At 57.8% G+C, this 13,060-nt stretch carries 13 protein-coding genes; 4 read left to right on the top strand and 9 right to left on the bottom strand.

Annotated elements, in window-relative coordinates; genetic code table 11:
- Nucleotides 1-134 precede the first annotated feature (134 nt).
- The gene (locus tag D4A39_RS01505) at nucleotides 135-1,058 is read right to left on the bottom strand and encodes a LysR family transcriptional regulator (RefSeq protein ID WP_119917368.1); all 924 of its coding nucleotides are present in this window, start codon (nucleotides 1,056-1,058) and stop codon (nucleotides 135-137) included.
- A 295-nt stretch (nucleotides 1,059-1,353) separates the two neighbouring features.
- Here D4A39_RS01505 and D4A39_RS01500 point away from each other — a divergent pair, with 295 nt between their 5' ends.
- The 4 genes from D4A39_RS01500 to D4A39_RS01485 all read left to right on the top strand — a co-directional run bounded on the left by D4A39_RS01500 (nucleotide 1,354) and on the right by D4A39_RS01485 (nucleotide 4,830).
- Nucleotides 1,354-2,331 (top strand): DUF1852 domain-containing protein, encoded by a 978-nt coding sequence (locus tag D4A39_RS01500; RefSeq protein WP_022984455.1) that lies wholly within the window; start codon nucleotides 1,354-1,356, stop codon nucleotides 2,329-2,331.
- A gap of 15 nt (nucleotides 2,332-2,346) precedes the next feature.
- Nucleotides 2,347-3,372 carry a methionine synthase gene (locus D4A39_RS01495; protein ID WP_022984454.1) on the top strand — a complete coding sequence of 342 codons (1,026 nt, stop codon included), beginning with the start codon at nucleotides 2,347-2,349 and terminating at the stop codon, nucleotides 3,370-3,372.
- 86 nt (nucleotides 3,373-3,458) lie between these two features.
- Nucleotides 3,459-3,968, top strand: a complete 510-nt coding sequence (locus D4A39_RS01490; RefSeq protein WP_022984453.1) for a flavin reductase family protein — start codon at nucleotides 3,459-3,461, stop codon at nucleotides 3,966-3,968.
- Between the two features lie 79 nt (nucleotides 3,969-4,047).
- Entirely contained in the window at nucleotides 4,048-4,830 is a 783-nt protein-coding gene (locus D4A39_RS01485) for a sulfite exporter TauE/SafE family protein (RefSeq protein WP_022984452.1), read from the top strand.
- Nucleotides 4,831-5,145: 315 nt separating this feature from the next.
- Here D4A39_RS01485 and D4A39_RS01480 read toward each other — a convergent pair whose 3' ends face one another.
- The 8 genes from D4A39_RS01480 to D4A39_RS01450 all read right to left on the bottom strand — a co-directional run bounded on the left by D4A39_RS01480 (nucleotide 5,146) and on the right by D4A39_RS01450 (nucleotide 13,003).
- Nucleotides 5,146-6,312: a CmpA/NrtA family ABC transporter substrate-binding protein gene (locus D4A39_RS01480; protein ID WP_119917367.1), complete on the bottom strand. Its 1,167-nt coding sequence runs from the start codon at nucleotides 6,310-6,312 to the stop codon at nucleotides 5,146-5,148.
- Complete coding sequence (locus D4A39_RS17735) at nucleotides 6,312-6,461, bottom strand: hypothetical protein (RefSeq protein WP_158245816.1); 150 nt, start codon at nucleotides 6,459-6,461, stop codon at nucleotides 6,312-6,314. Before D4A39_RS17735 ends, D4A39_RS01480 begins: the two co-directional genes overlap by 1 nt.
- Before the next feature lie 79 nt (nucleotides 6,462-6,540).
- Nucleotides 6,541-7,128: an ANTAR domain-containing response regulator gene (locus D4A39_RS01475; RefSeq protein WP_022984450.1), complete on the bottom strand. Its 588-nt coding sequence runs from the start codon at nucleotides 7,126-7,128 to the stop codon at nucleotides 6,541-6,543.
- A 179-nt stretch (nucleotides 7,129-7,307) separates the two neighbouring features.
- Complete coding sequence (locus tag D4A39_RS01470; protein WP_022984449.1) at nucleotides 7,308-7,715, bottom strand: globin family protein; 408 nt, start codon at nucleotides 7,713-7,715, stop codon at nucleotides 7,308-7,310.
- Nucleotides 7,716-7,789: 74 nt separating this feature from the next.
- Entirely contained in the window at nucleotides 7,790-8,392 is a 603-nt protein-coding gene (locus D4A39_RS01465) for a Tll0287-like domain-containing protein (protein ID WP_022984448.1), read from the bottom strand.
- Nucleotides 8,393-8,434: 42 nt separating this feature from the next.
- Nucleotides 8,435-9,772, bottom strand: coding sequence for a cytochrome c3 family protein (locus D4A39_RS01460; RefSeq protein WP_022984447.1), 1,338 nt, complete (start codon nucleotides 9,770-9,772; stop codon nucleotides 8,435-8,437).
- 11 nt (nucleotides 9,773-9,783) lie between these two features.
- Nucleotides 9,784-11,760, bottom strand: a complete 1,977-nt coding sequence (locus tag D4A39_RS01455; protein ID WP_081703602.1) for an FAD-dependent oxidoreductase — start codon at nucleotides 11,758-11,760, stop codon at nucleotides 9,784-9,786.
- Between the two features lie 64 nt (nucleotides 11,761-11,824).
- Nucleotides 11,825-13,003, bottom strand: coding sequence for an alginate export family protein (locus D4A39_RS01450; RefSeq protein ID WP_031226043.1), 1,179 nt, complete (start codon nucleotides 13,001-13,003; stop codon nucleotides 11,825-11,827).
- Nucleotides 13,004-13,060: the final 57 nt, after the last annotated feature.

Genomic DNA, 13,060 nt, shown 5'->3' with positions numbered 1-13,060 from the left:
GCCGCGAGCGACACTCCTACGGTAAGGTTGAGCCTTTCGAAACGCGTTAGTCTCAACGCCAAATCTCATTATCGCTTGCAGACAAGCACCACAGCAGCCCTGGTTTTTCGCTGTTAACTGTTCACTTTTCACTGTTAACTGCCCTTAACCGCCTTCACCCCACTCAACGTCTTGAAACACACCTCCCGCGCCGTCTCCTGAAACTCCTGAATGTAGGGACGCTGGGCATCCTCGAGACGCACCGCCGCATACAGGGTCCGCCACACGCCGTTCTCTCCCAGGCGCACGGTTTTCAGCAAATCATGGGTGGTGTATTCGGTCAGCGCCCAATTAGGAAGCGCCGCCACGCCGCGGCCTGCTGCCACCAACTGCGCGGTCATGGGCGTCAGTTCAGCAGTGCGTACCGCCGCGGGCTCGGCACCGGCGGGGTCAAGAAACGCAGTGAACACATCCAGCCGCTCGCGCTCGACGGGATAGGTGATCAGGGTCTGGTCACTGATATCGGTCGGTTCGATCCATTTGCGGCTCGCCAACGGCGAGCGCCCCGATACCGCCAGCACCAGCTCGTAGCGAAACAGCGGCAGGAACTGTACCGCGGCATCCTCCACCGGATCCGAGGTGATCGCCATATCCAGATCGCCGCGCAACAGCGCCGGTAATGGCGCAAAACTGAAGGCCGCCGACAGGTCCAGTTCCACGTCCGGCCAGTGTTCACGAAAGGCATCCAGTGCCGGCATAAGCCACTGAAAACAGGAGTGGCAATCAATCGCGATATGCAGCCGGCCCGACTGCCCCTCGGCTAGCCGCTTCAACTCCCGTTCGGCCTGCTGCACCCTGGGAAGCACGTCCTGCGCCAGCGTCAGCAATCGCAGCCCCGCGGTGGTAAACCGCACCGGGCGGGAGCGCCGCACGACCAGTTCCATGCCCAACCGATGTTCCAGATCTTTCAGCTGATGCGATAAGGCAGACTGGGTGACATGCAGTCGATCGGCCGCGTCCACCATCGAGCCGGCCTCATCAATCGCTCGCAGGGTGGCAAGATGTCGTAGTTCCAGCATCAGATCCTCCAATAATGTCCATTGTGGGACGGGGCCTACACCATCGTGAGCCCTGCTACACACTCTCTCGTAACAGCACCCCAAGCCTCGCACCCACCCAGAGTACGCACCCTGACAGCCGGGCCACCCGTGGCAGGGGGACAACACAAAAATGAGAATATCTCATGAAGTGTTGAAATAATACCAATTAACCTCAAGTTCAGACTTGCGCATAATGGCCGCCAATAAGGTTGCATTGCGGTACCCACCCTGCGGTGCAAGCCATGCCCAATACTGACGCGGACACCCTGTCACCATGAGCAACGAACTGACTTTCAGCATCAAGCGCATTTGTTTCGATGAGGATTACCGCCCATCCGACAGCACGCGCATCACCACCAACTTTGCCAACCTGGCGCGGGGTGAGCGGCGCAAGGAGAACCTGCGCGACACCCTGACGATGATCAACAACCGGTTTAATGCGCTGGCACACTGGGACAACCCCAATGGCGATCGCTACGCCGTGCAGCATGACATTGTGTCGGTAGATATCGATATTGAAGGCAATGGCGACACTTTCCCGACCATCGAAATCCTGAAAACCACCATCGTTGACCGGCATACCAACAAGCACATTGAGGGAATTGTCGGGAACAACTTCTCCTCCTACGTGCGGGATTATGACTTCAGCATCGCCCTGCAAAACCATAACAAGAACCAGCCCCGTTTCAGCATCCCTGAGAACTTTGGTGATCTACACGGCAAGCTGTTCCAGCACTTTGTTCACTCAAGCGCGTACCGGGAAAACTTCAGCAAACTGCCCGTGATCTGTATCAGCGTATCGGATAACAAGGTGTACACCCGCACCGAGAATCACCATCCCGTGCTGGGGTTCGAATACCTGCCCAATGAATCATCATTGACCGAGAGTTACTTCAAGAAAATGGGATTGAGCGTGCGCTATTTCATGCCCCCTCACAGCGTAGCGCCGCTGGCCTTTTTCTTCTTTGGCGACCTGGTGAACGATTACACCAACCTGGAGCTGATCAGCACCATCAGCACCATGGAGACGTTCCAGAGAATCTATCGACCCGAGATTTACAACGCCAATTCCGAGGCCGGCAACCGCTACCAGCCCAGCCTCAAGCACTCGGATTACTCACTGACCCGCATCCATTACGACCGGGAAGAACGCAGCCAATTGGCCATCAAACAAGGCAAGTTCGCTGAGCAGCATCTGATTGAGCCTTACCGGGCGGTGCTGAATCAATGGTCTGCGAATTTCGGCGCTTAAAAGGCAGCACAGATAATGAAACGATTGTTACCCACATCCACCGCGGGCAGTCTGCCCAAGCCCAGCTGGCTGGCCGAGCCCGAAACGCTCTGGTCCCCCTGGAAGTTGCAGGGCGAGACGCTCGCTGAAGGCAAACAGGACGCCCTGCGCCTGAGCTTGCATGAGCAGCAGCTGGCCGGCATCGACATCGTCAGCGATGGTGAACAAACCCGCCAACACTTCGTTACCACCTTTATCGAACATTTGGACGGAGTCGATTTCGAAAAGCGCGAGACGGTGAAGATTCGTGACCGTTACGATGCCAGTGTCCCAACGGTGGTCGGGGCGGTGAGTCGTCAGAAACCGGTATTTGTTGAGGATGCCCGCTTTCTGCGTGAACAAACCCGGCAGCCGATCAAGTGGGCCCTGCCCGGCCCCATGACCATGATCGATACGCTTTACGATGCCCATTACAAAAGCCGGGAGAAACTGGCATGGGAGTTCGCCAGGATCCTTAATCAGGAAGCCAGAGAGCTGGAGGCAGCTGGCGTCGATATCATCCAGTTCGACGAACCGGCCTTTAATGTGTTTTTTGATGAGGTCAATGACTGGGGCGTGGCCACACTGGAAAGAGCCATTGAAGGGCTCAAGTGTGAAACCGCCGTGCATATTTGTTATGGCTACGGCATCAAAGCCAATAACGACTGGAAAAAAACGCTGGGTTCCGAGTGGCGGCAATATGAAGAAGCCTTCCCCAAGCTAAAAGCCTCAACCATCGATATGGTGTCCCTGGAGTGCCACAACTCCCATGTACCCATGGACCTGATTGAGCTGATTCGCGGCAAGAAAGTGATGGTAGGCGCGATTGATGTGGCGAGCCACACCATAGAAAGCCCGGAAGAAGTGGCCAGCACCTTGCGCCGAGCACTGCAATTCGTGGATGCCGACAAACTGTACCCATGCACCAACTGCGGCATGGCCCCCCTGCCCCGCCACGTGGCCCGGGGAAAACTGCGAGCACTGAGTGCAGGGGCAGAGATCGTCCGCAACGAGCTGGCCTGAATACCGTCGGCAAGAGCGGGGGTTCTGCATTGTCAGGACAGCCCGCCTGATTCACTCATCTGCGTTACTTCTATTCTGGAATGACTATGTCACTCACCACACCGGCCATCGACCCACTGCATTTTCGCCAGGCGCTCGGCCATTTCGCCTCCGGGCTCACCGTCATTACGTCACACATTGATGATGAGCCCATCGGCTTTACCTGCCAGTCGTTCTACAGCGTATCGACCACCCCGCCGCTGGTGTCCTTCAGTGTGAAGCGTGACTCTTTCAGCTACCCCAAGATCCGTCGGGCGGGCCGCTTTGCGGTGAACATTCTTTCCGATGAGCAAGTGGCGGTCTCCAACCGCTTTGCCCAACAGGGCGCGGACAAGTGGCAAGCCATCGACTGGACTCGTTCCCCCCTGGGCAACCCTGTGATTGGTGGCAGCCTGCACTGGCTGGACTGCGTCATTCACGCCGAGCACGAAGCCGGCGATCACTTGATCGTGATTGGTGAAGTGCGGGCACTGAGCCTGCAGCAAACGCGCGACACACAGCCGCTGCTGTATTTCAAAGGGCAATATTGCAATCTGGACGCGGCTATTCGCACCTGAGAGCCCTCCCCCGCTTCTTTTTTCCGTTATTACATTGCCACCGATGTGGCTTTACACAGATTTCTTCCAAGGGTTGAGTATGGAATTTTTGCTTTATCTGGTTTTGGGGGCTGCGGCCGGGGTATTGGCCGGTCTGTTTGGGGTCGGCGGCGGCATCATCATCGTGCCGGTACTGGTCTTGAGCTTTACCGCTCAGGGCATCGACCCGCAAGTCTTGACCCATCTGGCGGTGGGCACATCGTTGGCGACCATCGTTTTCACATCCATCAACTCGGTGATGGAGCACCACCGCAAGGGCGCGGTGCAATGGTCTATTGTTGCCTGGATGACCGTGGGCATCCTGCTGGGTGCCGGGCTGGGTTCGCTAACCGCCGCGTCAATTCAGGGGCCGATGCTACAAAAGATTATTGGTGTGTTCGCCATCGTCATCGCTATTCAAATGGCGCTGGATCTGAAACCCAGTGCCAGCCGTGCGGTGCCAGGCAAGCTGGGCCTGACGACCGCTGGCGGGGTAATCGGCTGGGCCTCCGCAATCTTTGGCATCGGCGGTGGCACCCTGAATGTCCCTTTCCTTACCTGGCGAAGCCTGCCCATGCAGCAGGCAGTGGCCACCTCGTCAGCGTGCGGGTTACCCATCGCCGCCGCCAGTGCCTTGAGTTTCATGCTGATTGGCTGGCGTCAGCCACAACTGCCCGAGTGGAGCCTGGGGTACGTGTACCTTCCTGCCATGGTGGGGGTCGCGTTGACCAGCATGTTCTTCGCCCGGTTTGGCGCGCGTCTCGCACACCGGTTATCGCCACGGCTGTTGAAACGTTTGTTCGCCCTGTTGTTGCTGGGCGTGGGGGTGAGTTTTCTCGTTTGAGGAGCATGCCTTGTTGAGATCACGATGACGCTTGCAGGTGATAGTGGGACCTGCACTCTGACAAAGACAGACTAGAAACGAGTTTCGAATGACACCAACCCGTGCCGTAGGAGCGTCGCTGGCGGCGCGATAACCCAGCCCTTTAAAAGCGATATTGACCACAGATATCACAGAGGCCACTGAGGGAAAGACGGTTTTAACCTCTGTGAACGCTGTGATGCAAATGCGTTATATCGCAAGCGCTTATCGCGCCGCCACCGAGCGAAGCGAAGGAACGCCCGCAGGGTCGCTCCTACGCCAAGGTATTCGCAGCCGTCAGCCCTCCGGCTGCTCTTCGATGGTTCGCAACAGACGATCCGGGCCCAGCTGCACAGGCTTGGGCTCTCCAGGCAGTTGCCAGTGGCCGGCGTGGCGTTCATCGGGTTTGCTGTCCATCAGCGGCAGGCTGGTGAGATCCGCCAGTGCATCACGGAACAGGTCCGTGCGGTAGCACTGGGCAGCAAAAGTCTGTTTTTCTTCCAACGAACACTGACGCCAGCGCTGCATTTCTTCAAGCAGGAAACGGGCATCGGAACGCCAGGGGAAATTGGCGTGGAACCCGGCGAACACATGAAAATGGTGCGCCGGGAACGGCTGACCGGTCAGACCGCCTGGCAGGCGTTGACTGAACGGGGCCCGAATGATTTCTTCCGGCACATCCAGCCAGGCAGGATGAGCCAGCAGTGACAAGCTATCGACCAGGTTTTCATCCGCATGGCAGGCCGCCTTGTACAGGGCTCGCAGCAGCGCCCTGTGTTCATCCGGATGGCGTGCTACCCAGTCACGAGATACCGCCAGCACTTTTTCCGGAGCGTTTTCCCAGATCTGGTAGCCGGACAACAGGCAATGCCCTGCCCCAGTCAGGGCCGCCAGGCTGTTCCAGGGTTCCCCCACGCAGAAACCGTCAATGTGCCCCATACGCAGATGGTCCACCATCTGCGACGGTGGCAGCACCACCAGTTTGACATCATGGTCCGGGTCCAACCCGGCCACGCTAAGCCAGTGGCGAAGCTGATAGGCATGGCAGGAGAACGGGAACACGACCGCCAGAGTCAGCGGCGATTCTCCGCTGGACGCCCGAGCGGCCACAAGCTTGTTCATGGCATTGGCCATGTCGTTAGGCGTCGGCCCTTCAGACAAGGCACACAACCCCTGGAACAGCATGGGGGAAACGGTAATACCGTTGCCGTTCAGGCCCATGGAAAATGCTGTGGCCAACGGTTTCTTGATACTGCCCAGACCGAGCGTGGTGGCCATCAACATGGGCGCGAGCATCGGTGCGGCATCCAGTTGGCCCACCAATAGCCGGTCCCGCAGACTTGCCCAGCTCCATTCTGGCTGAAGCTCCACATCCAGCCCTTCCGCACTGAAGTAACCCGCTTCCTGGGCCACTGCCAGCGGCAGGCTATCGGTCAACGGCATGTAGCCAATGCGGATTTTCATCAAGCGATCTCCGTAAGGATGGCACGACGGGCATCTCCCGACTGACGACGCTGCACCGCCGCCTGGCTTCTAGGCCGGGAAGACTCCAGGGGTCTTGCCGGTGCCGACACCAGACTTCGCGATTTCATCAGCGGATTCACTCGTCGCATGCTGTCTCCTGTCATTATGGAAGCGGCGCTTAGACCGCGAATGGAACGTCACCAAAGATCACGAGAAAACCGTCCCAACCTAACCTTGGGCCTTCAACAATTCAGCGTAATCCAGCACCGAGCGCGCGACCTGAACCAGAGGTTGCCCGGTATTCATGGCCTGACGCCGCAAGGTGCTATAGGCATCCTGTTCATTGAGCCGGCGGCGCTGCATCAGCAACCCTTTGGCCCGTTCAATAATCTTGCGTTCTGCCAGCGCTTCGCGGGTCTGTTCCAGCTCTTCACGCAGGGCCTGATACTCGCGGAAGCGAGCGGTGGCGACACGCATGACGCCCCGTACCCGGGTAAGATCCGTTTCTCCTGCCACATAGGCACTGACGCCGGCACGCAGCGCCGCCACGACCAGATCTTCATCATCCTGGTTGCAGAACATCACCATGGGGCGAGGCATATCCCGCTGCACCAACGCCATACTTTCCAGAGTGTCACGGTCGGGGGCATCCATGTCGACGATGACCACATCCGGATTGCTGCTGCTTACCTTTTCCGCCAACCCGGCCGCGCTGGTAAGCCGACACAGAATCTCGTGACCCTCATCAATGAGGGCCCGCTCAAGAATGGCGGCGCGGGGTGGCTGGTCATCCACCAGCATGATTTTCAAAGCCATAGCCTCTACGGTGTCCGGACGCAAAGTTGTACCGGAGTGTTTTGCAACGGTTGTGCCAGTCATTGATCCACTAACCTGTTGTTTTACTTAAGGATTAAATTCTCACCAATAAAGGACCGACAAAACGCACCGAAATGGTGCGCTTTGCAGTGCCAAAACGGCACTTGCGGCCCCGCGGATCAATACTCCGCTGCCTCAATCATGGTGGTTGCCAGCAACGTGTAGGCTGCCGTCCAGGCGGCCTCGGTATCCTCGTCAAAGGCGTCGCCCAATCCCTGTCCCAGAGTCCAAAGCAAGGCCTGTGCCACCGTGGTGTAATCTGCCGGTTTCACCCCGTAATCCTTGTGCCGCTCGCCCAGTTTCTGGACGGCAGGGACAATGGTGTCGAGTCGGTCCAGCCCCTTCACCGCAACCCCGATCATGGTCATCAGCTTTTTCCCCTGCTCCTCCATATTGCCCTTGAACAGGGGCTTGAGGGCCGGGTCCTGGGTAAACAAACGGTCGTAAAACAGCGCGGCGGCCTGATCAGAAATGGCCTCCACCTGGGTCCAGCTGTCTTGCACCCGTGCAATCTGTTCTGGGGTCATGCGTTTCTCCCTTGCTGCCGGTGGCAGCGGTTATTCGATGAATCGTTACGAACCGAAAGTGCGCATCCCGCCCATTACATGGGCACTCGAATGACCACCCCACCCATGACGTCTCCCATCTCGAAATCCGTTTTGGGAGAATCCTTGTGATTGTTGTGGCAAGCGACACAGGGGGCGGCTACCGCCACATCCGGGTACACCGCGGTGTAATAACTCACTTCCCCCAGAGTTTCTGTGCCGTAGAAGTTTTCCCCCGGGTTATCGACGATGAATTGCAGCCCCTCTTTTTCCAGCTCGGTTTTCGGCGCGTTCTGGCTATTAATCGGCCACAAAGACTGCAGGGAATAGGAAAAATCGCTGCTTGTTTCGCTAACCGCTTCTGCGCCGTAACGGAACATTTGCGCAGGCAAGGGAGCACCGTTATCCAGATCTTCCCAGTATTCATGGGGTTTGATGCTGTCGGCCCCCTGGGGACCCAGACGGGCGATGATCAGTTTGGTGTAGTTGGTACGATCGGCATTCATGACCGCAAACAACGAATCGGTATAGACCTTGGGATCAATTCCTCCCGCGGGTTTGGCTTCTTCTTCGCCGCAACCGCTGAGTAACAGGGCCGACAGGGCTGTGGCCATCAGGATGGAGACTTTGTGCTTTACAACGTCTTGCATGGCTTGCATGGGTAGTACCTCCTCAGGTTTGAAATCTGTTTCCGTAATGGCTCAATAAAGCCCCTTCTTTCCGTCCCGGGACTCATCGCGCTCCCTGGCCATGTCCACTGACGGCACATGGATATCGGGCTTGCCACGGAAGTTGTTTTCCAGCAGGTGCGGGTCCGCCAGGGCATCAATGGAGAATTCCAGCCCATGGCAGGTCAGGCACACCGGACGAATCATTTTTTCTACCGGACGCAGGTTCAGGCTCTGGTTATGCTGAACCCGAACATCCCCGTTGTGCGCCTCGCGGGGCATGTGACAGGTGGCGCAGGTGACTCCGCTCCCCGGCGGCAGCTCGCCGCGTTTTTCCCGTTTCCACAGGTCGTGATGCGGAGAGCGAAGGTACTCATTGCTATGCTCATCGTTATGGCAACCGACGCAGGCATCCACCGCTGCCTTTTGCGTATCAAAGTCATGGGCACCATGGCAGCTCACACAGGTCAGCTCACGGTGACTCGCTTCCACATGCATGTTGAGCACCGACTGTGCGGGCGTCATGGGCGACAGCGCCATTCCCAACCGCATGCCATGACGCCCGCGGGTGAACCCTTCCACTTCAGGCTCGTGGCACCGGGCACATTGCAATGGTTCGGGCGTATCAACCCATTGCTCCGCACTGCCATGGCAAGCGGTACAGGCCACGCCGGCCTCGGCATGGGCATTACCATCCCAATGTTCCGGTTCTTTCACGCTGGCCGGCGGCGGCCCGTCACCACGCAATAACGCCACCAGTTCAGCGTCGTCCATGTCATGACGCCAACCATGTCGCGGTGGCTGGACCGGCTCGGGTTTGAGCCAGGGCTCCCCCGCGTGGGCAAGCAGGAAATCTTCATACAGCGCGCGGTTGTCATGAAAGTTGTGGCAGCCAGCACTGGCACAGGTATCAAACCCCATGCCTTCATGACTTGGCCGCTCACTGGCGATGTCTTCATGACAGTGCACGCACATGTCCATGGGCAGGGTGACGCCCATTCCCACATCCAGTTCCGGGCGATGCTCTACATGACAGGAGACACAGAATCGGGCATCCACATTCGCCAACCGGTCAGCGTTACGCGGGTCGGTAAATTTCGATTTCGGGTGAGCATCCTGGGCGGCCTTCAGCTCGTCGCCGTGGCAATTAACGCAGGCGTCTTGCAGTACCTCCTGGCTATTGAACCCATCGCCATGACAAGCCCCACACTGCAATTCAATCTGGTGGTGGCCGTGGGTCATGGCACCGGGAATAAAGGCGGTCTTTGGCGTGTCCTTTTTTAGCAAGGGCAGCCCCAGCCACCCTGCCAGGGCCAATGACGCCAGCAACCAGATTCCCCATACCCCCACTGTGCGCTTGCGAATCCCCACGGTTGCCCCTCCTAGAAGTAATACGCCGAGACAATGTGAAAGATCAGCAGCACCGGTAATGGCCAGCACACCAGAATGTGCAGCCAGGTGCTGCCCTGGCGTAATCCATCCAGCCCGGGGAGGGCCGCCTGAAACCGGGTTAACAAAGCCGCGCCAATACCGGCAATAGCGACACCGATAAAACTCAGCATTAACCAGCGATTGAGGTTTTCCCCGAGCGAGAAACCGGTGTGCCAATAGAGCAGAGCCAGTGCCAGGGACCCGATGGCGGCATGCGCAATTCGCCAGCCACTAAAACCGCCCATGGGCACCTTGGGAAACCGTTTTTTTAATGACATCAGCAACAGCAAGAGCGAAGCGCCAAGCACTCCATAACCACTCCACTGACGCCATTCCCCGTTGCGGGAAAACTGTTCGAACAGGCTTTGTGATTGCACCGACGACGATAGCCCAGGGGATGGCAACCAGAATGCCAGCGCCAACAGCAGCGCAGCCATTGCTGACAGGATCGCAAGCGCTGTGCCACCGGGGACACTGCGCGCTCGTGCCATACCGCCTTGGCAGAGGCTGTCCAGCAGCGGTTCGCAGCCACCACAGACGGTTCCCGCCCCACTTCGCTGTTTCAAGGTGAAGGTGTCGCAACCTTCCCCCATGAAGGTTTGCAGTTGTCCCCTGTTCAGCCCGCGGCACTGGCATACCACCGTGGATGCAGGCCATTGCCCAACCGGAGCAGGACCACCGGCAAGCGTGCCAGACAAGCGAAAACGCCATATCTCCCAGGGAAGCAGGCGACGCCCATCGGCAATCCGGTTGAGAATCTGCTGGCGCTCGGGCCAGGGGCCCACCGACACCACGCCAACCAGCCGATGGGTACGCAACATCAGCGCCCGATACAGCCCTTTTTCCACCTGACGGTAAACCAGTGTCTGGTGCACCAGACCGCGTTCTTCATCGATAAAGCGACCGGCGCTGAAAACTTCCAACGCCATCACTTTCAGCCAGGTGCTGTCAGCCACCGGGGTATAACTGTCCTGGCTGCCAGCCAGGTTGGCTGCGGCCACCCGAGCCTGTTGCAACGCCGGCATCACCAGACCACACACTTGTTCCTGAAACTGTGCACACTCTCCAACGGCATAAATATCCGGGTTGGATGTCTGCATACTGGCGTTGACCCGGATCCCACTGGCCACGGTCAAACCCGCCTTTCGCGCCAGCGCCGTTCGCGGGGCAATGCCGGTGGCAAACACCACCGTGTCGCAAAGCAGCACGGTGCCATCAGCAAGGACAACAGATTCAACCCGCTGGCTGCCTTCGATACGACGCACGCTGGTTTGCAGACGTACATCCACCCCGGACTCACTCAGACTGCCAGCCACCAGGCTGGCCGCTTCGCTGTCGAGCTGGCGATTCATCAACCGGTCGGCGTGCTGAATCAGGGTGACCCGGGTGCCAAACCGGCACAGCCCGTGAGCGGCTTCAATGCCAAGCAACCCGCCACCAATGACCACGGTATGCGTGCTGCGCAGGCGACGGGCCATCAATGCCTGGGCATCGGCCATATCGCGAAAACGTAGTACCCCGGACAAGTCGGTACCCGGGATGGAAGGAATATGAGCGTCGCTACCCAGCGCCAGCACAAGTTTGCTGTAGGGATGGCGCTGTCCAAGGGCATCTTCTACCCAGCGACGGGAAGGATTGATTCCGGTAACAGACCGGCCAACCAGATGCTCCACGGAGTCATCCAGTTCTGCCGGTAAATTGGTCAGGTCATCAAACCCGGTTGACCCGGAAAGGAAGGTGGACAGCTTGACGCGATCATAAGGTGCCCAGGGCTCGGCTCCGAACAACTTCACCGGGGTGGTCTGTCCTCGGCGACGCAGCTCTACCAGACATTGAATACCTGCCGGGCCGTTCCCGACGATAATCAGCGGCGCTTGCACCTCTGATTCTGGCACCTGGGGTTGCGGTTGATATCGTCTAGCCTCCACCTTTCTCCTCCTTTCCTGAGGGTCAAATCGGGAGGGTCGGGGTTAAGATGTCGTGAACGACGTCTTAAAACTTCAACTCACCCCAGGCCCAGTACTTGCTGGTATCCGCACCAAAATCATCGGCACTGTAATCGGCATACTTCAGACCTACTGTGTAGTGCTTGCCGATCGGACGTGCGACCAGCAGATCCATTTCTGTGCCGTAATCGGTGCTGCCTTCGTTAGACTTGAAATCGTGGTAAATGGCCGCCAGCTTGAAACCTGCCAGCTTGCCACCCACGGTCACAAAGGTATCTTCGAGACCGTCTGCCGGGGTTGCCAGAAACAGGTCCGCCCAGCCGTTAAACGCGTGCTTGGTTGCCAGTGGTGTCTGGAAAGCTACGACCCCGTCATCAGAACCCAGCACTTCCTGTGCCAACTTCACGGTCACGCCTGCCATTTCGGCACCCAGTTCTGCGAAGTAGTACTCGGTATCGCCCGCTTCTACCTCTTGCTGGGCACCTTCCAGGGTCAACAGCAACTTGAAGGCATCGAGATCGAAGGCACCGGCGTAACGCAGGCCCCAGGTATCGTTGTCAGAATCGGGGACGTTGTCGGTTTCCAGCAGATAGCCGTAGGCCGTCAGGGAACCACCGGGCGCCCCCGTCCAGCTGGCATTGAAGAGGTTATTGGTGACATTGGCGTCAAAGCCCGGAGTGATCCCGTTCACTTGTGTAAGGTAGGCGGCAGATAACTTGAAATCACCAACACCGTAATCCAGTTTGGTACCGTCAAAGGTCTGCTCATCCTGGCGCCAGCCCACGTTGCCCACAAAACGGGCATTATCGTAAATGATCCGTTGACGACCATAAGTCGCGACGAGCCCTTCCAGTGCATCACTACCGGTATAGCGAATGGCTGCCCGATTCAGTTCAGTCACTTCTGGATCCGCAATCACCGGGTAACCCGCCTGTTCCGGTGTATAATTATCAACTTGGCCAACGATGCGGGTATCCTCAAATTCCCCCATCACATCGAAACCGTGAAGTTTGGCACTCTGATAACCGAGTCGGGTACGAAGGGTTAACGCCTGACCCTTGTCTTCCACCCCCTCAATATCAACCTCTTCATAACGCAGACGCATATTCACCATAGGTGTGCCGTCTTTCAGTGCGGTAATCAGTGCATCATCTTCAGCATGTGCAGTACCTGAAAACCCCATGGTGGACAGCAAAACGCCGGCAGCAATGGCAGAGTGTTTCATGTTTTTCTTCCTCAGCAAGTTAACTTCCCAGTAAAACTTTTCAGATTTTCCGCAACG

The sequence above is a fragment of the Alcanivorax profundi genome, from assembly GCF_003597125.1.
Taxonomy (GTDB): domain Bacteria; phylum Pseudomonadota; class Gammaproteobacteria; order Pseudomonadales; family Alcanivoracaceae; genus Alcanivorax; species Alcanivorax profundi.
The sequence above is the reverse complement of the archived record's forward strand: the minus strand, read 5'-3'. Positions and strand labels throughout refer to the sequence as shown.